The 19,939-nt window shown below is 63.3% G+C and carries 19 protein-coding genes and 1 riboswitch; of the genes, 7 read left to right on the top strand and 12 right to left on the bottom strand.

Features of this window, described 5'->3' with window-relative positions; genetic code table 11:
• Nucleotides 1–2: 2 nt before the first annotated feature.
• The 4 genes from IFU00_15920 to IFU00_15905 are packed head-to-tail and all read right to left on the bottom strand — an operon-like array spanning nucleotide 3 to nucleotide 2,273.
• Nucleotides 3–173, bottom strand: coding sequence for a Trm112 family protein (locus tag IFU00_15920; GenBank protein MBD8543772.1), 171 nt, complete (start codon nucleotides 171–173; stop codon nucleotides 3–5).
• Nucleotides 154–1,188, bottom strand: coding sequence for a tetraacyldisaccharide 4'-kinase (locus tag IFU00_15915; GenBank protein ID MBD8543771.1), 1,035 nt, complete (start codon nucleotides 1,186–1,188; stop codon nucleotides 154–156). The genes IFU00_15920 and IFU00_15915 overlap by 20 nt, the downstream gene beginning before the upstream one ends.
• A 39-nt stretch (nucleotides 1,189–1,227) precedes the next feature.
• Nucleotides 1,228–1,665: a biopolymer transporter ExbD gene (locus IFU00_15910; GenBank protein MBD8543770.1), complete on the bottom strand. Its 438-nt coding sequence runs from the start codon at nucleotides 1,663–1,665 to the stop codon at nucleotides 1,228–1,230.
• The gene (locus tag IFU00_15905; GenBank protein ID MBD8543769.1) at nucleotides 1,665–2,273 is read right to left on the bottom strand and encodes a MotA/TolQ/ExbB proton channel family protein; all 609 of its coding nucleotides are present in this window, start codon (nucleotides 2,271–2,273) and stop codon (nucleotides 1,665–1,667) included. The genes IFU00_15910 and IFU00_15905 overlap by 1 nt, the downstream gene beginning before the upstream one ends.
• 1,064 nt (nucleotides 2,274–3,337) lie before the next feature.
• On the opposite strand from IFU00_15905, the gene IFU00_15900 reads away from it, so the two are divergent.
• Together IFU00_15900 and IFU00_15895 are read left to right on the top strand one after the other, a co-directional pair.
• Nucleotides 3,338–4,699 carry an exodeoxyribonuclease VII large subunit gene (locus IFU00_15900; GenBank protein MBD8543768.1) on the top strand — a complete coding sequence of 454 codons (1,362 nt, stop codon included), beginning with the start codon at nucleotides 3,338–3,340 and terminating at the stop codon, nucleotides 4,697–4,699.
• Between the two features lie 110 nt (nucleotides 4,700–4,809).
• The gene (locus tag IFU00_15895) at nucleotides 4,810–5,385 is read left to right on the top strand and encodes a superoxide dismutase [Fe] (protein ID MBD8543767.1); all 576 of its coding nucleotides are present in this window, start codon (nucleotides 4,810–4,812) and stop codon (nucleotides 5,383–5,385) included.
• An 86-nt stretch (nucleotides 5,386–5,471) separates the two neighbouring features.
• Here IFU00_15895 and IFU00_15890 read toward each other — a convergent pair whose 3' ends face one another.
• Entirely contained in the window at nucleotides 5,472–6,281 is an 810-nt protein-coding gene (locus tag IFU00_15890; GenBank protein MBD8543766.1) for a hypothetical protein, read from the bottom strand.
• Between the two features lie 304 nt (nucleotides 6,282–6,585).
• On the opposite strand from IFU00_15890, the gene IFU00_15885 reads away from it, so the two are divergent.
• Both IFU00_15885 and IFU00_15880 read left to right on the top strand, forming a co-directional pair.
• Complete coding sequence (locus IFU00_15885) at nucleotides 6,586–8,103, top strand: alpha-amylase family protein (GenBank protein ID MBD8543765.1); 1,518 nt, start codon at nucleotides 6,586–6,588, stop codon at nucleotides 8,101–8,103.
• Between the two features lie 144 nt (nucleotides 8,104–8,247).
• A complete protein-coding gene (locus tag IFU00_15880) occupies nucleotides 8,248–8,934 on the top strand; it encodes a response regulator transcription factor (GenBank protein ID MBD8543764.1) in 687 nt (228 codons plus the stop codon).
• A 194-nt stretch (nucleotides 8,935–9,128) separates the two neighbouring features.
• On the opposite strand, the gene IFU00_15875 is transcribed toward IFU00_15880, so the two are convergent.
• Both IFU00_15875 and IFU00_15870 read right to left on the bottom strand, forming a co-directional pair.
• Nucleotides 9,129–9,824, bottom strand: a complete 696-nt coding sequence (locus tag IFU00_15875) for a hypothetical protein (protein ID MBD8543763.1) — start codon at nucleotides 9,822–9,824, stop codon at nucleotides 9,129–9,131.
• Nucleotides 9,824–10,663 (bottom strand): MipA/OmpV family protein, encoded by an 840-nt coding sequence (locus tag IFU00_15870; protein MBD8543762.1) that lies wholly within the window; start codon nucleotides 10,661–10,663, stop codon nucleotides 9,824–9,826. The genes IFU00_15875 and IFU00_15870 overlap by 1 nt, the downstream gene beginning before the upstream one ends.
• 351 nt (nucleotides 10,664–11,014) lie before the next feature.
• On the opposite strand from IFU00_15870, the gene IFU00_15865 reads away from it, so the two are divergent.
• Together IFU00_15865 and IFU00_15860 are read left to right on the top strand one after the other, a co-directional pair.
• The gene (locus IFU00_15865) at nucleotides 11,015–12,334 is read left to right on the top strand and encodes a two-component sensor histidine kinase (protein MBD8543761.1); all 1,320 of its coding nucleotides are present in this window, start codon (nucleotides 11,015–11,017) and stop codon (nucleotides 12,332–12,334) included.
• On the top strand, nucleotides 12,331–13,548 hold the full coding sequence (locus IFU00_15860; protein MBD8543760.1) for an MFS transporter: 1,218 nt from the start codon (nucleotides 12,331–12,333) through the stop codon (nucleotides 13,546–13,548). Before IFU00_15865 ends, IFU00_15860 begins: the two co-directional genes overlap by 4 nt.
• A gap of 20 nt (nucleotides 13,549–13,568) precedes the next feature.
• Here the strand turns inward: IFU00_15860 and IFU00_15855 are convergent, their stop codons facing one another.
• Nucleotides 13,569–14,096, bottom strand: coding sequence for a hypothetical protein (locus IFU00_15855; protein MBD8543759.1), 528 nt, complete (start codon nucleotides 14,094–14,096; stop codon nucleotides 13,569–13,571).
• A gap of 178 nt (nucleotides 14,097–14,274) precedes the next feature.
• Here IFU00_15855 and IFU00_15850 point away from each other — a divergent pair, with 178 nt between their 5' ends.
• Entirely contained in the window at nucleotides 14,275–15,243 is a 969-nt protein-coding gene (locus IFU00_15850) for an IS1595 family transposase (GenBank protein ID MBD8543758.1), read from the top strand.
• A gap of 62 nt (nucleotides 15,244–15,305) precedes the next feature.
• Here IFU00_15850 and IFU00_15845 read toward each other — a convergent pair whose 3' ends face one another.
• The 4 genes from IFU00_15845 to ylqF all read right to left on the bottom strand — a co-directional run bounded on the left by IFU00_15845 (nucleotide 15,306) and on the right by ylqF (nucleotide 19,683).
• Nucleotides 15,306–15,635 (bottom strand): hypothetical protein, encoded by a 330-nt coding sequence (locus IFU00_15845; protein ID MBD8543757.1) that lies wholly within the window; start codon nucleotides 15,633–15,635, stop codon nucleotides 15,306–15,308.
• Nucleotides 15,632–16,294 (bottom strand): thiol:disulfide interchange protein DsbA/DsbL, encoded by a 663-nt coding sequence (locus IFU00_15840; GenBank protein ID MBD8543756.1) that lies wholly within the window; start codon nucleotides 16,292–16,294, stop codon nucleotides 15,632–15,634. Before IFU00_15840 ends, IFU00_15845 begins: the two co-directional genes overlap by 4 nt.
• A 150-nt stretch (nucleotides 16,295–16,444) precedes the next feature.
• Nucleotides 16,445–18,403 (bottom strand): TonB-dependent receptor, encoded by a 1,959-nt coding sequence (locus IFU00_15835; protein MBD8543755.1) that lies wholly within the window; start codon nucleotides 18,401–18,403, stop codon nucleotides 16,445–16,447.
• Between the two features lie 67 nt (nucleotides 18,404–18,470).
• A riboswitch (cobalamin riboswitch) is annotated at nucleotides 18,471–18,711 on the bottom strand.
• 24 nt (nucleotides 18,712–18,735) lie between these two features.
• The gene (gene ylqF / locus IFU00_15830) at nucleotides 18,736–19,683 is read right to left on the bottom strand and encodes a ribosome biogenesis GTPase YlqF (protein MBD8543754.1); all 948 of its coding nucleotides are present in this window, start codon (nucleotides 19,681–19,683) and stop codon (nucleotides 18,736–18,738) included.
• Nucleotides 19,684–19,939 lie beyond the last annotated feature (256 nt).

Below are 19,939 nucleotides of genomic sequence, written 5' to 3'. Positions count from 1 at the left end.
GATCAGACAGGCGCGATCTTGCGCGCCTGGTCGGCCCACATGATCGGGATGCCGTCGCGGATCGGATAGGCGAGACGGTCGGCGCGGCAGGTCAGCTCCTGCGCCTTCTTGTCGAGTTCGAGCGGACCCTTGCACAACGGGCAGACCAAGATATCAAGCAGGCGAGCGTCCACGACATTTCTCCACGATTTGTTCAGCCAGCGCAGGGTCGAGCTGCGCCGTCACAGGCACGACCCACAAGCGCGGATCGTCCTTCAGATGTTCAATTTTCCGACATTTTACTGCATCCTTCTCCGTGATCAGAATGATCTCGGCGTCCACAGCGGCGAACGGGTCGTCCAGGAAGTCGTGATGGTCGGGCAAGGCCAGTTCGCCAGGCGCCAGGCCGGCCGCGCGCAGCATCGTGAAGAAGCGCCCCGGATTGCCGATGCCGGCTGCAGCGACGATGCGTTTGGCGCGCAGTTCGGCCAGCGGCACGCGTTCGCCACCGTTCAATGGTTCGGCGTACTGGCCCGACAGCAGCATGCGGTACGGGGCGCCGCCGACGGCCCGGGCCAGCGCCGGCGTGATCTCCGGGACATTGACCACGGTGAAATCACGGCGGCGCGACGGCGACTCGCGCAGCGGCCCGGCCGGCAGCAGCCAGCCATTGCCCACGCCGCGGCCGTCGAACAGGACGATCTCGATGTCGCGCGCCAGCGCATAGTGCTGCAAGCCATCGTCGGTGATGAGCACGTCCACGTCCGGGTGCGCCGCCAGCAGCGCCCTGCCCGCCTCGGCGCGCTGGCGGCCGATGACGACCGGGCAGCCGGTGCGCTGGGCGATCAGGAGCGGCTCGTCACCCACGACGCGCGGATCGGACCCTGGCGTGACGGCGCGCGGCGCGCCATCCTTGCCAGCATCGCCACCGTGACCGCGCGAGATGATGCCCGGCCGCATGCCGGCCGCGCGCAGGGCCTCGGCCAGCCAGATCGTCAGCGGGGTCTTGCCAGTGCCGCCAACGAAGATGTTGCCAACGACGATGACGGGCACGGGCAAGCGTTTTGACGCCTTGATGCCGGACTGGAACAGCCGGCGGCGCAGGGCGGCCAGCGCCCCGAACAGCAGCGCCACCGGCAGCAGCGCGACGGCAAGCGGGCCGCGCCGCAACCACGCACGGGTCAGTGTTGTTTCGAGGGAAGATGCCATGCGGGAGGATGCCGGCCCGCTTGACGCGGGCCGGTGAGGTTACTTGCCGGTGCCGGTCTGGGCAGCGAACGTCAGCTTGTCGTAGCCGGCCACACGCGCTGCTTCCAGCACATTGATCACCATCTGGTGCATGGCGAATTGGTCGGCATTGACGATGACGACCGGGCTGGCGACCACCTGGCCGTCCGGCGTGCGCGCCGCCGTGCGCATGTCCTGCGCCAGGCCTGCCACGCTGGTGAACGCCACGGGCGTGTTATTGACCGTGTAGTTGCCCTTGGCGTCGACCGTGACATTGATCTCGAACGGCTTTTGCGCCTGCTTCTCGGCCTCGGCCGTCGGCAAGGTGATCTGCAGCTCGGTGAACTTGCTATAGGTGGTCGAGACCATCAAAAAGATCAGGACCACGAGCAGCACGTCGATGAACGGAATCAGGTTGATCTCCGGATCCTCACGCTTGCGGCCACGGCGAAAGTCCATCATTTGCGGGCACCGTGGACGACGTCGACAAATTTCACGGCCTGCAGTTCCATGTCGACGATATAGGTGTCGACCAGATTGCGGAAGTGACGGTAGGCGACCAGGGCCGGCATGGCGATGGCCAGGCCGAAACCAGTGTTGTACAGCGCCACCGAGATGCCGTGCGCCAGTTGCGCCGGGTTATTGCCGCCGGTCGGGGCCGAGGCGCCGAAGATCTCGATCATGCCGACCACCGTGCCGAACAGGCCCATCAGCGGCGCGAGCGACGCGATGGTACCGAGCGTGGTCAGAAAACGTTCGAGGTTCTGGGCCACACCGCGGCCGGCTTCCTCGATCGACTCCTTCATCACGTCGCGCGGCGCGTCGACGTTGCGCAGCGCAGCCGCCAGCACGGTGCCCAGTGGCGAATTCTGTTCCAGCTTGTTGATGACGTCCGGCGTGGCCTTGCCGGTGTGGTGCACACGGATGACTTCATCGAGCAGGTTGCGTGGGAGGATTTTCTCGCGGCGCAGCGTGATCAGGCGTTCGACGATGAGGGCGACGGCAACGATCGACGCGAACAGCAGGAACCAGATAGGCCAGCCTGCGGCTTGAAAAATGGCGAGCAAGAGATACTCCTGAGAGGATAAAAGTCAATCCGGCAATGTAGCAAGTTGGCAGCGAAGCGGCAAGTAAAGTTCTGCACACCTTCTGTGGATAAAATTGTGCGCAAGGCGCTCGACACCGTCCAAGCACGTTGATTTCAAAGGGCTTTCTGCGCCTGCGCAAGAAAATGGCAGTCTCATGACTCAGTGCCATCATGCAATGACACCATGGCTTTTTCGACAACGCTCCTGCTGGCGCGTGTAGTTGCGAACACATTCTGTGGACAAAATTGTGCGCAAGGGCCCTGAACAATACCTAAGCTATTGATTTCAAAGGACTTCGCTTATGCGCCTGTTTTGGAGGCAGTGGCGCACCAGTTTGCCCGGTACGTGCGGCTGTGTAGTTCCACACACTTATTGTGGACAAAAGTGTGTGCAAGACCTCTTTTATGACACTAAGCTATTGATTTTAATCAGCAAACACGCAGCGCTTAAAATTTGAGCATATGGCCTGAAACACGCCTGAAACACGCCGTTTTCCCATCCATTGCCACGTTTATTCGGCCTTAGCGCCCGTTGTTCACAGAAAATTCGCCCTGTGCACACTTTATGTGGATAAGAGTGTGAGGAAGCATCAAGTTAGGCGTGTAAGTCATTGATTTCATTAGCAACCAATCGCGCTGCTTCTAAATTAAGCAGCTGGGGAGGTATTGACCGGGTCGATTCGCAAGACAGCTTTTCTGCGTAAAAAGCCGCGCAGCCATAAACAAAAGGTGTGCACAGATTCTGTGGACAACTTTGTGATCAAGCCTGCTGCAATGGCCCTAAGTCATTGTTTTGTAATAAATCCACCTCCCCTGCTCAATCCGCGCGCAGCGTCATGCCCTATGAATGAGTTCCCCACAGTTTGTGTGGATAAACCGCTCTCAAACGACATTACTGACCCTGCAACCTCTTGATTTCAAACCCATTTCAATAGATTGCATTGAAAAGCAGCAATAATCGGCTTCAGCGACCGGATTGCCATCGAACCCGGACACTTCGCCAGGGCGGCTATAATCGCCCTCTCCGATTTTTCGCGACCGATCATGTTCCCGACCAGCGACGCCGACTCTGCCTACACGCCCCCTGCCGTTCTGAGCGTTACTGCGCTGAACCAGCAAGTGACGCGCCTGCTCGAGCGTACTTTTCCACTGACTTGGATCGGCGGCGAAATTTCCAATTTCACGCGCGCGGCGTCGGGCCACTGGTATTTCACGCTCAAGGACGATGCGGCCCAGGTGCGCGCCGTGATGTTCCGTGGGCGCGCACAGTCGGCCGGCTTCATCCCGCGCGAAGGCGACAAGGTCGAGGTCCGCGCCCTCGTGACGCTGTACGGCGCGCGCGGCGACTACCAGATCAATGTCGAAGCGATCAGGCGCGCTGGCGTTGGCCAGTTGTATGAGGCATTCCTGCGCTTGAAGGAAAAGCTGGCGGCGCAGGGCATGTTCGATGCCGACCGCAAACGCCCGCTGCCGCTGTTCCCGCGCAGCATCGGCATCGTCACGAGCCCGGGCGCCGCGGCGCTGCGCGATGTGCTCACGGCGCTGCGCCGACGCGCGCCCCACGTACACGTGGTGCTCTACCCCACCCCGGTCCAGGGCCAGTTCGCTGCGGACAAGATTGCCGAGGCGATCATGACGGCTTCACGCCGCGGCGAAGTCGACGTGTTGCTGGTATGCCGCGGCGGCGGCTCGATCGAAGACCTGTGGAGTTTTAACGAAGAATGCGTGGCGCGCGCGATCGATGCCTGCGCCATTCCCGTGGTCTCGGGCGTGGGCCACGAAACCGACGTCACCATTGCCGACTTCGCCGCCGACGTGCGCGCCGCGACGCCGACCGCCGCCGCCGAACTGGCGGCCACGCCGCGCGCCGACTGGCTCGCATCGCTCCATGGCGACGCGCTCGACCTGCAGCGCGCGATGGACCGCCGCTTGTCGGACGCCAGCCAGGGCCTGGATAACCTGAGCCGTCGCCTGCTGAGCCCGTCAGCGCAGATCGGCCACCAGCGCCTGAAGTTACTGGCATTGGCCACGGCCATGACGCATGCGGTCAAGCTGCCCATTAACCGCCAGGGCCTGGTGCTGGCGCAATTGCAGCAACGGTGGAGCCGGCACCGGCCCGACATGCGCGCACTGCGGGCGCAACTCGCCTCGGACGGGCGTCACCTGCACACCAGCCTGCGCAACAACCTCAAGGGCCGTCGCGATGCGTTGATGGGCCTGGCGGCGCAGCTCGAACTGCTCAACCCGCAGCGCACCCTCGAGCGTGGCTACGCGATCGTGCGCGATGGCAAAGGCCAGATCGTGCGCGACCCGGCGCAGATCCACGCACGCGACACGCTGCGCATCCGCCTGGCCGATGGCAGCGCCGAGGTTGGTGTAGCGCAGGTGCAGAGCGTGCTCGAGTAACGAATCCTGTCCGAAAGGAAAGAGAATGCAGTCATGCAATATTGCTGCAGCCGGTTTAGAATAGCGCCGCTATCAGAACTGCAACCTTTCCAACCCAACAAGGATTTATCATGGAACACACCCTGCCAGCACTGCCGTATGCCAAGGACGCCCTGCAACCGCACATCTCGGCCGAGACCCTGGAATACCACCACGGCAAGCATCACCAGACCTACGTGACCAACTTGAATAACCTGATCAAGGGCACCGAGTTCGAAGAGATGCCACTGGAAGAGATCGTCAAGAAGTCGTCGGGCGGCGTGTTCAACAATTCGGCACAGGTCTGGAACCACACCTTCTTCTGGCACTGCATGACCCCGAACGGCGCCGCACCGAGCGGCAAGGCGCTGGACGCAATCAATGCCAAATGGGGTTCGGTCGAAAAGTTCAAGGAAGAGTTCAACAAATCGGCACTGGGCAACTTCGGTTCGGGCTGGACCTGGCTGGTGCAAAAGGCCGACGGCAGCGTCGACATCGTCAACACGTCGAACGCCGCGACGCCACTGACCACGACCGACAAGCCGCTGCTGACGGCCGACGTCTGGGAACACGCTTACTACATCGACTACCGTAACGCGCGCGCGAAGTTCCTGGAAGCGTTCTGGAATGTCGCTAACTGGGACTTCGTCAACCAGAACATGGCTTGAGGTAAATGAGTCACTGAAGGTCACGTGCTGTTCGGCGTGACGCTCTGCAAACGGCCCGCACAAGCGGGCCGTTTGCATGCTGGCGTTCAGTCTCCCCCGCCGCCGCCGCCGCAACTGCTGCCACCGCCACAACTGCTGCTGCCGCTGCCGCCGCCATCGCCGCCATCGCTTCCGCCGCCGTGGCAGTTAAGGTCGGCGTCACAGTCGCGCATCGCGTTGTTGCTGCCACCATCGCCGACGAAATACGTGCCTGATCCGGTGTCCAGCCCCCGTTTTTCTCGCAGGGCTACCGCATAGTCTGCCTGGCTGATCAGGTTTGCCAGCAGCAGCGCCCGCAGTGTCAGCTCGGGATGCGGCCGTGCGCGTCCGGCCATCCTGCCGTTCGCATCCAGGCGGCTGTACACGATGTCCTCGTCTTGCAACGCGTAGCCATGACCATATGGCATGCGCAACGTGGCATCAAGGCGGAACAACGCGGGCAAGCCCCGTACCCGCGAGCGCGCGTCTTCGTGTTCACGACAGCCAACGAGCACGCGCGGCAATGCCAGCGCATCGAGCATGGTGTGGGGAAGATGGTCGATCGGCTTGCCGAAGTGGCGGCGGCAGAAGTGCGCCAGATTCACGGGATCCCATGCCATCCACGCATGCCAGACCGAGTCGGCGGCCAGCGATGGCAACGCGCACGGCTCGCGCCGGTCTGCCGCGACCTCGAAAAAGCGCATCAGTCCGGTCGCTGCATGCATGAAAAAGAGTGCGTTGTCCGGTATGCCGGGAAATTCTTTCCCGCTAGTGCGCTGCCAGAACGGAAACAGCCCAGGCGAGAGATCCTCCAGCTGCGGCCGATAGCCGGACTGCCGGATGTGCCGCAGCACGCGTACTTTGACGACCAGGTTCATGGCGTTTTCCAAGGGTGTCAGGACGTGGTTGGATGACCGGAATCTTCGACGACGGATCCCTGTTCGTCAAGTCGGAAACCCCCATGCCCAGCCTGCCTGGTTCTGAAGCAAGTCTGAATCTACGCCCTGACGTTCCGTGATAATTTCCGTCGTAGCAACATTGGTCCATGCAATGCGTCCACCGTGCGGTCATCTATCGTCAACGCGTCACAACCCGGGAATCAACGTGGAATTCATCCGAACCAGGCAATTGGTGCACCGTCTGCCCCGCGCAGCGCGTCTCTGCAGCATCGCCTGCATCGCCATGGCGTTCAGCACGCCAGCGGCCGCAGCCGACTTCAACCCTGCCGATACCTCGGTACAAATGTTCCGCTGGAAGTGGAACGACATCGCCAGGGAGTGCACGAACTGGCTCGGGCCACAGGGCTACGGCGCGGTGCAGATCTCGCCACCGCATGCATCGCGCAAGCTGGACTTCTGGTACGACGTCTATCAGGCCGTCAATTACACCAGGCTCGACAGCCGGATGGGCACGGAAGCCGAGTTGCAGGCCATGATCAACACCTGCCATGCGGCCAAGGTGCGCATCTACGCCGACGTGGTCGTCAACCAGATGGCTGACGGCGCCGGCGCCGGCACGGCCACCGATGGCAGCAGCTGGAATGCCGCCACGCAAAGCTATCCCCATTTCAGCGCACCCGACTTCCATGCCGCCTGCGTTATCCAGGGCGGTGACTACAGCCTGGCCGACCGCACCAAGGTGACGAGCTGCCGCCTCAACAACCTGCCCGACCTGAATACCGGCGCCAGTTATGTGCAGGGCCAGATCCGCAACTACCTGAACAAGCTCGTGGCCATGGGCGTGGACGGTGTGCGGCTGGACGCCGCCAAGCACATGGCGCCGGGCGACATTGCCGGCTTCCTCAATGGCGTATCCCGGACGACCAAAGCCGGTGAGCCCCTGTGGTTCACACAGGAGGTGATCCCGGACAGTGGAATCAAGGCAAATGCCTATCTGGCCACTGGCTCGGTCAACGAGTTCCATTACGTCTATGCGATGAAGGAAATGTTCCAGAATGTGAATGGCGCCGCCGTGGCGGACCTGCCCAGGTTGATGGGTTCGCCAAGCGCCGGCTGGGGCGGGACCTGGGGCTTCATCCCCAGCGACAAGGCGACCGTGTTCATCAACAACTGGGATTCGGAACGCGGCGAACATGCCCCGAGTTCGCTCGTGGCCAGCAACTTCACGGGCGTTCCCAACGACACGCAAGGCACCAAGCGCTACCAGCTGGCCAATGTCCTGATGCTGGCCTGGCCCTACGGCGCGGCGCAAGTGCATTCGGGCTTTCGCTTTACCCGAACCGAACAGCCGCCACCAGCCACCAGCCCGCTCGACGCGCATGGCAAGCCGCTGATCAACCAGGCATGGGACTTCATCCACCGCTGGCCCGAGATCTCGAACATGGTCGGGTTTCGCGCGGCCACATCGGGCCAGGGCGTCGATAATTTTGTCACCGGCACGCGCAACCAGATCGCCTTTTCGCGTGGCAGCAAGGGCTTTGTCGCGATCAATAACGACTCAGCGGCCTGGACCACGACGCATGCGACCGGTCTGCCGCCTGGCACCTATTGCAACGTCATCAATGGCCAGCTCAATGCCGCCAAAACTGGTTGCAGCGGCGACGCCGTGGTGGTCCCGGCCAATGGCGTCATCAAGTTCACGCTGGGCAGCGTGAATGGGGCGGCCGTGCCGGCGCTGGCACTGCACGCCAACCAGAAGGTCGGCGCCAGCGCGTCACGCAGCACGAATGGTGCCAACTGAGGATCGTGTGCGCGCCTTGATCGGACAACCGGGAGCATCTGATGCGCCCGGTTGTCGTCAAACTGTAATGACTTGTCTCGCTTCTCGCAGGATCTGCCATTCCGGCGCACTGGCCGCTACAATGACCGACCGAGGAGAAATTGAATGCACCGTGTAATGTTGGTGGAAGACGATGCGCGCCTGGCCGAGCTCATCTCCGAATACCTGTCCAGTTACGAGTTCGCGGTTGACCTCGTCACCCGCGGCGACGTCGCGCTCGAGCGTTTCAAGGAACTCTCGCCCGACGTCGTGATCCTCGACCTGATGTTGCCGGGCCTGGACGGCATGGTGGTATGCCGCCAGATCCGCGAGCACTCGGACGTCCCGATCCTGATCCTGACCGCGCGCGAAGATTCGTACGATGAAGTCTCGGGCCTGGAGCAAGGCGCCGACGATTTCGTCAACAAGCCGGTCCAGCCGCGCGTGCTGCTGGCCCGCCTGCGCGCGCTGATGCGGCGCGCCCAGGCCAAGTCAGGTGTCGATTCGCGCATCCTGCAATTTGGCGCGCTGCGCATCGTCACGAGCGACCGCAGCGTCGTCTGGCGCGGTCAGCCGTGCATCCTGTCGAATACCGAATACAAATTGCTGCTGGTACTGGCCGAGGCGGCCGGCCGCGTGCTCTCGCGCGACGCCCTGCTCAAGAAGATGCGCGGGATCGAGTTCGATGGCCTCGACCGCAGTATCGACAACTGCATCTCGAAGCTGCGCCGCAAGTTCGACGATGCCGATTCAGAAAAGATCAAGACGGTGTGGGGCGAAGGCTACCTGTTTTCGCCATCGGCCTGGAATTGACCGCGCTTCAGCCCGCAACGCGATTACGCACCCGTAAAAAGCTGGGGTCAGGTCTGACATTCAGACACGGCCTCAGCCTTAGCCATTTCTTATAGTCCCTTGCCCAGTATTCGCATGGCCCGGTACCAGCTAGTTCCGACTACCTGATTGTCGAGCTCGTGTCCGAATGTCAGACCTGACCCCCGCTTTTTTACTTATTCGAACACCGGCACGATCGCCAGCGGCGCGTGGTACGTGACGAGCTGGGTCGCGTCTGTTGGCGCGAAGCGGTAGGTGACGGCCGGGAAATCGTCATCGATGTCGCCAGTGAACGCTGGCGCGCGCGAGACTGGCAGGACGGTCTCGGCGCTACCGGCCCGCACCCGGGCGCCGGCATCGGTACTTGTCTTGGGAAACACGAGCCGCACGCCCACGCACGCCTGGCTGCGCGCCGAGGCATCGACGTGGCGGGCAAAGCCCAGCGCCTGCTCGCAGGCGGCGCGCAGTTCGGTCGCGTCGTACGAGCCATCGGCGCGCAGCGCCAGCGAGATGCGCGGGCGCACCGTGAAGCCGCCCAGCGGCCGGTTGGGTGCCAGCACGGCGTTCTCGTCGTAGGCGGCCTTGAGCAGCGGCAGCGTCGTGCGGCCAAGTGGATCGAGTGCCAGGCTGGTCTGCAGCGTGCGGCCCTTGATCAGCAGGCTCGCGCCATCTTCCAGCATCCCTTTGGCACGCGGGCGTACCTGCAGCTGATTCTGCAGCAGATGCTTGGGGCCGCCATATTTGTCGAATACCACCATCGCGCGGTAGGCGTCCCGATAGCTCACCCATTCGTCGGCACGCACCTGCGCGACGGCAACGCCTGCCGTCAGCAGCAGGGTCACGCAGGCGGAGAGGTGTACGCGTTGCATCATCAGAAGCGGTAAGCGAAGGCGGTCGAAACCGTCACGTTGGTGGGCCGCTCGACGAGCGGGCTATGGCGAACGCTGCCGGTCAGGCGCGTCGCTTGCACGTTGGTGGTGAGCATCCAGGACGGACCGAGCGCCCAGTTCCAGCGCGCGCCGACGTGCACATCCTTCAGGCCGCCTCCAGGACGGTACACGGGATTGTCGCTGGTCCAGGCGTCGTTCTCGCTCACGCCAAAATAACTCTGGTTGTAGTCGCGGTTGACCAGCGTGAGCCCCGCATTGAACGAGACCGTGTGCTGTGGCGCAATGGCCACGGCCAGGCGCTGCACGCCCAGCGTCATGCGCGCACCATCGCGCTCGCTACCGGAGCCGATCAGCACACTGCTGGTGAGACGCCACGCGGGATTCAGGTAATAGTTGAGGAACGCGCCGCCTTCGATCCGTGCATCCACGTCCGGCATGCCGGCCAGCGGGTTGTCGCGCCGCATGCGCGCCGCGAGCGGCATCATGGTCGCCACGCCGACGCCATCGACGATGCCGCCCGAGCCGGACTCGTCGCGGCTGGCGTGGAGCGATATCAATGGCCCGAATTCAAGCGTGGGATCGGTCGACATGTGCATCCCGGCGCTCATGCCGGAAATGAATATCCCATTGCTCCACTGCACCTGCAGCACTGGCAGGACGGAGGTCTTCGTATTTGCCGCGCCCTCATAGCGCGCCCGTGACACAGCACCCAGCCCCGCATACATATCGTGGCTGCCGTCGGGCATCGGGTTGGTGGCCGGCGTCTGCGCGCTCGCAACACCACTTGCTGCAGCGAGGGCCAGGGCGAAGAACTGTTTCATCGTGGTGGCGTTCCGGGAGTTCGTGTGCTGATATTTTACGTCGAGCAAGCTTCGCTCTCCCAATCGCATGATGGCAACGCAGACGCTTTCGCTCTGGCACAAATAAAAAAACCCACTGACACTTGCGCATCAGTGGGCAAACGGAAACCCTGATGATGCGACTGATGGTAAGCGTTGCGCCGCCGTGAATCACCCTTCAGATGTCCACCAATTGTCGTCAATTTGTAAGGCGATGCCCGTGCGCCGGCGTGGATGCTGACGGTTGCGCCCTTGCCGCTGTACAATCTCCGGCTCAGGAGAAACCATGCTTTTGGCCGCGCTTCATCACCGACAGTCACCCGGGATGCACCCGTGAACCGGCTATTTTTCCGGTTTTTCGTGGTCGTCATGCTGGCGATTACGGCCGCGACATTCCTCATCTACTTCGCCTTTGCGCGCCTGTTCGGCGATCCGCTGGAAGACATTGCACGGCGCCAGGCGGCGGGCCAGATTTTCCTGATCGAACACTATGTGGACGAAGCGCCCGGCGACGAGTGGCTCACGCGTCTGAACAATGTGCGTGAAGTCTCGCCGGTGCGCTATGACCTGCTGCCGCTGGCCGCCGCGCGCGCCCGCTTCGATGGCGCCCGGCGCGCGGCGCTCGATCGCGGCGCGATTGTCCTGGATATCGGCGAACGCGCCCTGTACCGGCGCGTCGACCTGGCGGGCGAGCGCTATATTGGCAGCAACGATGACGTGCTGCATGCGCAGAACCTGCCGATCGATATCGGCAAGGAGCTCAAGAAGGAGCTGCTGCGCTTCGTCATCGTCGCCCTCGCCCTGCTGCTGCCGATTGCCCTGTGGTCGCGTTCGCACTGGCGCGCACTGCAATCGCTGTCACGGATGGCCGACGAGTTTGGCGCTGGCAAGCTGTCGGCACGCGCCCAGCTCGCCCCTTCCGAGATCGTCTATCCGCTGGCCGAACGCATCAACGATATGGCCGGGCGCATCGAAGCGCTGATGGGCGCGCAGCGAAGCCTGCTGCATTCGGTCTCGCACGAATTGCGTACGCCGCTTGCGCGCCTCGAATTCGGCCTTGAATTGCTGGACGCGCGCGCCAACGATCCAGACCTGCGCCGCCGCATCGCCGCGATGGAGGGCGACGTGCGCGAGCTGAACGACCTGGTGAGAGAGCTGCTCGATATGAGCAAACTCGACAGCGCCGGCACGCTGCAGGGCGCCACGGTGGATCTGGACGCGCTGCTGCGCGACTGCTGCGCCACGCTGCCGCCGTCGCCCCAGGACGTCAGTTGTCAGCTCGCGGACGGGCTCGGTACGATCGACGGCGACGCCCGCCTGCTGGCGCGCGCCATCGGCAACCTGCTGCGCAACGCCCAGAAATATGCCAGCAGCCGGGTCGTGCTGTCGGCCACACGGGGACCAACCGGCATCGAGATGACCGTCGACGACGACGGCCCCGGCATCCCCGACGCCGAGCGCGACAAGGTGTTCGAGCCGTTCTACCGGCTCGACCGCAGCCGCGACCGCGCCACCGGCGGCTTCGGCCTCGGCTTGTCGATCGCGCGCAAGGCGGTGCTGTTGCACGGCGGGACGCTGGAGGTGGCGACGTCCGGTCTTGGCGGCGCGCGCTTCGTCATGCGGCTGCCGCTGTCCATCGAGGCTCCCGCATGAACGAACGCTTCCTCATCACGACCCTGTGCGCGCTGGCCTTGCTGTCGACCGTCGGCGCATCCCTGCCCTACCCGATGCTGGCGCCGCTGTTTGCCGACGGCAGCATCCACGGCCTGAACAGCTTCCTTGGCTTGCCGCCCAAGCTGTTGCTGGGTATTGCGCTGATGATCAATCCGCTGGGCCTGCTGATCGGCAGCGCGGTGCTGGGGCCACTGTCAGACGGCTTCGGCCGGCGCCGCGCGCTGCTGCTGACGACCGTGGGCGCGGCGCTCGGCCACCTGCTCACGGCCGCCGCGATGGTCATGGAATCGTATCTGCTGTTCCTCGCAGCGCGCTTCTTCACCGGCCTGCTCGAAGGCAATGGCGCCGTCATGCGCGCCCTCGTGATCGAACGCGTCAAGGGGCCGCTGCGCAATCACGCGCTGTCCTGGCTCAATGGTGCCTTTAATCTGGGCTGGCTCGTCGGGCCGCTGCTGGGCGGTTTCACGATGGCCTATGGCGCAGAAGTCCCGTTCGGCATCGCCGCGGTCGCGCTGCTGCTGGGTACGCTCGGCGTGTTCCTGACGATCCCGGCGACGCCACCGGCCACGCACGGCCTGCGCTGGTGGAGCGTGGCGCGTGAACGCCATGCGCTGACGCTGCTGCGCCACGGGCCGCTGCGCACGCTGTTCATCATCCATCTGGGCTATTGCTGCGGCGTCGCGTCGCTGTACGAATACTTCCCGTTATGGCTGGTCGATGTCGGCGGCTACGATGCGCGCCAGATTTCGCTGGTGAACATGGGCATGTGCGCGTTGATGACCACTGCCGCGTTGTTCGCCGGCCATGCCAGCCTCGTCGAAGGCCGCCTGCGCGCCGGCTGGTATGCAGCGGTGGGCGCCACGGCCATCCTGTGCGTGGGCTTTGGCAATTTGTGGATTGGGATCGCCGGCATCGTCCTGTTCGGCGTGCCGCATGCGTTCTACAACACGGCGTTGCAAACCTGGTCGGCCGATACGTTCGCGGAGTACGGCCAGGGTTCGGTCATGGCGCTGCTGTCGACCATTTTCTGCCTGGCCAATATCCTGATGGCGCTATTGGGCGCCGTCCTGACGCTGATCGACACGCGACTGGTGCTGGTCGTCGGGGGCATTCTGGCGGCGTGCGCCTCGGTGGCGCTGCGGCGCTGGAGTGCCAGCGCCCGGACCATGCCCGCGGTATCGCCGGTGGAATAATAAAGCGCCATCACACCAGGCTACCTGACTGCGTCGACCATCTCCACCTCGGCGTCGAGCCAGACCGTTGGCTTCGCGTTCAGCAGCGACACAGGGTTCACGTCCAACTTGAACTTCAATGACTTGGGCGAACCGGAGACGCGTATCTCGGCGTCGGAATCAGCCAGCGGTTGTGGCCCGCACAGGTCGGGGCACAGAGGGACCGCATCGGGCGGGACGACTTGCACATAGGCGCGGGCATACGTGCCGGTCTTTTTCGACACTGCCATGACGCCTGATACCGCGACAGGCAGCTTTTTGCCCTTTTTTAGCATGTGACAGCCGTGAATCTGCGCAAGGTGCCAGGAAGCAGCAGCGCCGCCGTCGGCATACACGGGAATTTTGCCGCTGACCTTGCAAAGCTCGGTGATCCTGAAGACTTGCCCGTTGGCTGCCTCGATCAATGTCACGGTGACCGTCATGCTGGCCTGGCGCAGCAAGGGTGGTTTGTCCGGCGGTGGCGGAAATGCCAGCACCGGCGACATGCTTGCCAGCAGCATGATTGCCATAAATAACCTGTCGCACCGTCGTGTCAATCGCATCGGACATTTACCTATTGGTGTCACACGTGCTCCGATCTTATGGGCATGCCATGAAAAAGGCGCAGTCAACGTTAAATAGAGACTAGCTTTGAACTGACGAGTAGTCCAGTAGTCCAACGCCTGTCCCCAGCGTCAGGAGTCGATCATGAAAGCGCCACATTTCAAGGGCTGGTTCGCAAAACTGCCTTCGCTGAACCAGCCGCAGCGCCGGCAAGTGCTGGATGCCCTGCATCCTGCCGCCGGGCTCGACCAGGTGGTTGCGCTCATCACTGAGGTCAGAGCGCCAGGCCGCTGCTGCCCCAGATGCGGCAACGAGCACTGCTATCGGCATGGTTTCGCCAACGACTTGCAGCGCTATCGTTGCTGCGCCTGCGGCCGCACCTTTAACGACCTCACCGGCACGCCGCTGGCGCGGCTCAGGCACAAAGCCAAGTGGCTCGCGTATTCGCAGGTGCTGCTCGATTCACTGCCCGTGCGCAAGGCCGCAGACCGGGTCGGCGTACACCGCAACACCGCCTTTCGCTGGCGCCACCGCTTCCTGCATTGGGTCAAGCTCGACCGGCCCGCGCGCCTGAATGGCATCGTCGAGGCTGACGAAACATTTCTGCTTGAGTCACAAAAAGGTTCGCGCACACTCGATCGGCCACCGCGCCACCGTGGCGGCCATGCTGCCAAACGGGGCATTTCCGGTGAACTCGATTGCATTCTGGTCGCGCGCGACCGCGAAGGGCGCACCATCGACGCCGTCACTGGGCGCGGTGCGCTCAAGACTGCGCAACTCGAGCGTGACTTGCTACCCAGGCTCAACAGGCAGGCCTTGCTGGTCAGTGACGGCCATCGCGCTTACCGCGCCTTTGCACGCAAGCACAGGATCGCGCACGAAGCGGTCAACCTGCGCGCCGGTGTGCGTGCAAGGCGTCTGGGCAGCCTTGCCATTCATGTGCAGAACGTGAACGCCTACCACCAGCGCTTCAAGGCCTGGCTACAGGGCTTTCGCGGCGTGGCGTCGCGCTACCTGACCAATTACCTGGGCTGGCGCTGGGCGCTGGATGGAAAGCGAGTTATTTTGCCGGAGCAATTGCTTTGCATTGCTATCAGTGTCATCAACAGATAACACTGACTGAGCCATGAAAAACGGCGTCCATCGGACGCCGTTCAACTTGCTACCAACAACCTTTACTGCCCGACATTACTCGGCAGCGGGCGCACATTCGTCACCGCATGCCATAGATGCTGCCACCAGTGATCGCGCGAATTGACCGTGACGAGACAGGCCTTGTCGACACCCGACTTGAAGACCATGTCGGGGCACTTGTTCGTCGCCAGCGCATGACGCTGGTTTTCGGCATTGACCAGCGCGATGGCCAGCCAGATGGCCACCAGGGCGAAGATCGCCGCCAGCGACCACGCGACATGGTTCACGCGGCTGGTCTCAAACAGCTCTTCCTCTTTGGGCCGTGACCCTTCATAGATCTTGAGGATATCGCGTTCGACGTCGTTGGTCATTTGGTCTGGGCTGCTTTCGTTACCAGTGCATCGAGAACCTGGCCAGTAGCCGTCATCAGCTGGCCCATGTCCTGGATCTTGTTCGATTGTGCCACGGTAGCCGGCGACACGACGTATTTACCATCGATGACGACGGTCGGCGTGCTGCTTGCTTTGTACGCTTCGGCAACAGCCGGCAGACGCTTGAGCTTGGTCTGCACGCCGAACGAGTTCCAGGCTTCCATGAACTTGGCCTTGTCCAGCCCGTTCGAGGTTGCCCAGGCGATGATGTCCTCATCCTTCATCAGGCGCTTGCGCTCGACGTGCACGGCGCGGAACACGCGGTCATGGTACTGCTCCAGCTTGCCCATGGCGTCGAGCGTCAGGAACAGGCGTGCTTCCGGGTCGCTTGGGCCCTGGAATGGCAGCGGGATGCGGCGCATCACGATGTTGTCGCCCTGCTTCTTGATCCATGCATTGAGCGTCGGCTCGAACGCATTGCAGGCGCCGCAGTGGTAGGCGAAGAATTCGACGACTTCGACCTTCTTGCCGACGGTCTGGGTCGGCTGCGGCGCGGCCAGCACGGTGTATTCGGAACCGACGCGTGGATCAGTCGGCGAAGCATTGGCGAAACCGGCAACCAGGGCGGCAGCAACGAGGGCAAAACGCAGAGTGCGCATAACATCCTTCCACATATATGATTGAGCGAACGATCGCGAGATTACCACTTTTTGCCCTTTCCCTGTCTGCAGGGCGCGATTTATTGCATTTGCTTACCGCTGAAACATGCATGCAAATACATCAGCCGTCCGCGCCCGGCAGAACATGGATCAGAAGTCGTAGCGCAGCGACACCTTCAGCTGGCGGCCATCGCTCGGATAAATCCCGGCGCGGCAGCTGAACGCATAACTGTAGTGCTGGCGATCGAGCAGGTTCAGGCCCGATACCGACGCTTCCCATGCGCCGAAGCGGCGCGCATAGCGGGCGTCGACCGTCGTGTACGACGGCACGCGGGCGTCACAACTGTTGGCGAAGTCGTCACCGAAACGCTGGCTGGCCACCCACTGCGCGCCGACATCAGCGCTCTGGCCATTGCCCGGCGTCCAGGCCAGGCGCGTCGTCACGACGTGTTTCGGCACCAGCACCATCTCGCGGCCGGCGTTCGGGCCATCACGGAACTCGGACTGCACGTACTGCCAAGCGCCGGTCAGGCGCAGGTTGTTCGCCAGCACCGCCTGCCCTTCGACTTCGACACCCTGGCGACGGGTCGGGTCGAGATTGGTGTTGATGCCAAAGCCGCTGGCCAGCGTCGGATCGAAGAAGATTTCGTTCGTCAGGCGGTGACGGAACACGCGCGCTGTGGCCTTGCGCGCGTCGTTGCCGAAGGCGACGCCCAGTTCGAGGTCGCGCGAGGTTTGCGGCGCCAGCACGTCCGTCGTGGCGCGGTACGAGTTTTCGTCGATGTTGGCGATGCGGTAACTACGGCCGGCCTTGGCGAACACGGTCACTTCACGCGCGACGTCGAAGCTGCCTTCGACCGTGAACGCATTGACCGACTGCTCGGTGTCTTCCGGGGCGGTGAACGCGAGCGGGTCGGCGTAGTCCTTGTCGAAACGTTCATGGCGCGCGCCAACGGCCAGGCGCGCATTGTGCGGCGCGTTCCAGGTCAGTTCGTCGCGCACGTAGATCGCCTTGGACGCCTGTTTGGCGTCGCCAGCCGAGAAGCTCGACGTCACTTGGCGGTCCCAGCGGGTCAGGTCGATCCCGGTGACGAATTCATTGCGCTTGTCGCCAAGCGTGGCCGTGTGGCGCAGACGTGGCGAGAACTGGGTCTGCTCGGACTGGTAGCGCAAGGCCGATGGGAAGCCCGAGAACACATATGTCGAAGCGACATCGCGCTCGCGGTGCGACAGTTCGGCCGCCAGTTCGATGGCGCCGATGCGGTGTTCGACGAACGCGCTGACACGGTCGGTGTCGAGCGAGCCGAAATCATCCGGCGTGTTGCTTTGGGTCGGGTTGGCCTGGAACTGTGCCTCGTTCAGCGAACCCGGCAGGCGCGAGTCCGAGCGCGAGCTCTCGAAACGCAGTCCAGCGCGGCCGTTCGAGGCGTACGCATATTGCACGCCGCCGCTGAAGCTCGTCTGCTCGTACTTGTTGTTGTCGCGGTAGTTGTCGGTGCGGCGGTCGGCCACGGCGGCGTCGAACGACCACGGGCCGGCGCCATGCGCGATCGAAGCGCGCAGGTCGAGCGCGTCGAAGCGCCCGCCTTCCACGAACAGGGTGCCGCGCGTGCCGCTGCCTTGCGGACGGCGGGTGAAGATCTGGATCACGCCGCCGGTGGCGCCGTCGCCGTACAGCACGCTGCTGCCGCCGCGCGTGATCTCGATGCGCTCGACCGTGTCGACCGGGATGCTCGAAAGCACCGTGCTGGCCAGTTCATTTTCATTCAGGCGCACGCCGTCGACCATCACGACCACGTTTTGCGCGCTGTTGGTGCCGAAGCCGCGCAGGTCCAGGCTGAAGTCGGGCGAGCCGTCCAGGCTCTGGCGACCGAAGACGCCGCCGATCTTGCGGATGGCCGCGTTGACGTCGGCCACGCCGGCGCTGCGGATCTGGTCAGCGGTGATCACGGTGGCGCCGATTGGCGTGGCGGTGGCCGGGAAGCGGGCGGCGGTGACGACGACCGGCGCCAGCGTTTCCTGTGCGGTGGCGATGGTGGAGAAGGTGGACACGGCGAAGGCGCACGCCACAACGAGGGGCGCGCGGCGCGCGGGAGCTGCAAAAGTCATGATGAGTGTGTTCTCGGTAAAGGGCGCCCCGCTGCGTCCCCGCAGCCTGGCGTCGAAGGAAGCGCCTTGCGCTTCCACCTGTCCTGGCCGGTATCCGGGCTGGCAAGCGGACGCCCTCACCTTCCTGTCGTGCGGACAGTGGTTATCGAGATTGTCTGCCGCGGCGCAGGATGTGCGGACGCGGCGCTTGTTGACCGTTGCGGGGGCAGCACACTTCCAGGACGGCGCGCGGCGCAGCCCTGTCGTGTTTCCCGTTTAACTTCGCGCGCTGGAATGCGCGCGAGAGCACCAAAACGGCGCGATTATACCGTGTCGGCACGCGCCCTGGCGGGTCAGCTGCCGCGCTTGCCGCGCGACTGCTCTTCGAGCTTGGCAGCGAGCTTCTCGGCGGCCAGGCGGGCTTTCTCGGCCACTTCGGCCGCGTGCAGGGCCAGGCTGGCTGCGCGCGAATCCGGCGTTTCCAGGCTGATGCGGCCCAGGGCGCCCTGGCGGTAATCCTGCAGCAGCGAGTGTGCTGCCTTTTCGTAGTCGTACTCGCCGCCGCGTACACGGAAGCCCCGGCGCATCGCCACGCCTTCGATGACGCCGACACCATCCATGCCCTCCGTTTTCAGGCCATAGCGCGCGGTGAGCAGGTGCGGGTAGCGCTGCAGCAGCAGCTCGCCCAGGTATTCGGCCACTTCTTCTTCGACCAGCGCATTGGTGCCAATGGCATGGCTTGCCGCCAGCATCAGGCCATCGGTGGCCATGGCGATCTTTGGCCACAGCATGCCGGGCGTGTCGACCAGGACCACGTTCTTGTTCAGGTACAGGCGCTGCTGGACCTTGGTCACGGCCGGCTCGTCGCCCACCTTGGCCACGCGTTTTTTCAGCAGCGCGTTCATCAACGTCGATTTGCCGACGTTGGGAATGCCCATGATCATGATACGCAGCGGCTTGGTCGGCACGCCGCGGTGCGGCGCCAGCGACAAGGCCAGATCGGGGATACGGGCGACGTCGGCCGGCTTCTTGGTCGTCATCGGGTAGGCGGTCACACCTTCCTGCGCATCGTAATAGGCTTTCCAGGCGGCGGTGGCGACCGGATCGGCCAGGTCGATCTTGTTCAGGATCTTGAGGCTGGGACGCTGGCGGAACTTGCGCAGCTGATCCACCAGTGGGTTGCAGCTCGCCTCGGGCAGGCGTGCATCGAGGACTTCGATCACCAGATCGATGTTCTCCATCTGCTCGGCCGCTTCCTTCTTGGCCGCGTTCATGTGGCCCGGGAACCATTGTATCGACATGCTGTTGCTTTCTTTATCTTTCGTTCAAGGTGCTATTTTACGCTGGTGGCGCGCGCGGGCGTCGCGAACCCGCCACAGCTGGTCTTTCTCTTGCACATGACGTTGAGCCGTTGCAACACTGTTGACATATTCGGCGTGCACACTGGCCCTTGGCCACGCATGGTGGCGGGACGCAGCGGAGACGACATATGCGCGCACGGGAAAGACTGAAACGATCGATGGTGCGCTGGTATGGCGTCGGCTTGCTGTGCTGCGC

Source organism: Oxalobacteraceae sp. CFBP 8761 (assembly GCA_014841595.1).
In the GTDB taxonomy this organism is placed as follows: Bacteria; Pseudomonadota; Gammaproteobacteria; order Burkholderiales; family Burkholderiaceae_D; genus Telluria.
This window is presented reverse-complemented; position numbering and strand designations above follow the sequence as displayed.

Excerpts from the sequence above, each read along its gene's own strand:
- IFU00_15860 (MBD8543760.1), top strand. The coding sequence starts at position 12,331 with ATGAACGAACGCTTCCTCATCACGACCCTGTGCGCGCTGGCCTTGCTG.
- IFU00_15855 (MBD8543759.1), bottom strand. The coding sequence starts at position 14,096 with ATGGCAATCATGCTGCTGGCAAGCATGTCGCCGGTGCTGGCATTTCCG.
- IFU00_15880 (MBD8543764.1), top strand. The coding sequence starts at position 8,248 with ATGCACCGTGTAATGTTGGTGGAAGACGATGCGCGCCTGGCCGAGCTC.
- IFU00_15900 (MBD8543768.1), top strand. The coding sequence starts at position 3,338 with ATGTTCCCGACCAGCGACGCCGACTCTGCCTACACGCCCCCTGCCGTT.
- IFU00_15840 (MBD8543756.1), bottom strand. The coding sequence starts at position 16,294 with ATGCGCACTCTGCGTTTTGCCCTCGTTGCTGCCGCCCTGGTTGCCGGT.
- IFU00_15875 (MBD8543763.1), bottom strand. The coding sequence starts at position 9,824 with ATGATGCAACGCGTACACCTCTCCGCCTGCGTGACCCTGCTGCTGACG.
- IFU00_15885 (MBD8543765.1), top strand. The coding sequence starts at position 6,586 with ATGGCGTTCAGCACGCCAGCGGCCGCAGCCGACTTCAACCCTGCCGAT.
- IFU00_15845 (MBD8543757.1), bottom strand. The coding sequence starts at position 15,635 with ATGACCAACGACGTCGAACGCGATATCCTCAAGATCTATGAAGGGTCA.
- IFU00_15850 (MBD8543758.1), top strand. The coding sequence starts at position 14,275 with ATGAAAGCGCCACATTTCAAGGGCTGGTTCGCAAAACTGCCTTCGCTG.
- IFU00_15870 (MBD8543762.1), bottom strand. The coding sequence starts at position 10,663 with ATGAAACAGTTCTTCGCCCTGGCCCTCGCTGCAGCAAGTGGTGTTGCG.
- IFU00_15890 (MBD8543766.1), bottom strand. The coding sequence starts at position 6,281 with ATGAACCTGGTCGTCAAAGTACGCGTGCTGCGGCACATCCGGCAGTCC.
- ylqF (MBD8543754.1), bottom strand. The coding sequence starts at position 19,683 with ATGTCGATACAATGGTTCCCGGGCCACATGAACGCGGCCAAGAAGGAA.
- IFU00_15915 (MBD8543771.1), bottom strand. The coding sequence starts at position 1,188 with ATGGCATCTTCCCTCGAAACAACACTGACCCGTGCGTGGTTGCGGCGC.
- IFU00_15835 (MBD8543755.1), bottom strand. The coding sequence starts at position 18,403 with ATGACTTTTGCAGCTCCCGCGCGCCGCGCGCCCCTCGTTGTGGCGTGC.
- IFU00_15895 (MBD8543767.1), top strand. The coding sequence starts at position 4,810 with ATGGAACACACCCTGCCAGCACTGCCGTATGCCAAGGACGCCCTGCAA.
- IFU00_15910 (MBD8543770.1), bottom strand. The coding sequence starts at position 1,665 with ATGGACTTTCGCCGTGGCCGCAAGCGTGAGGATCCGGAGATCAACCTG.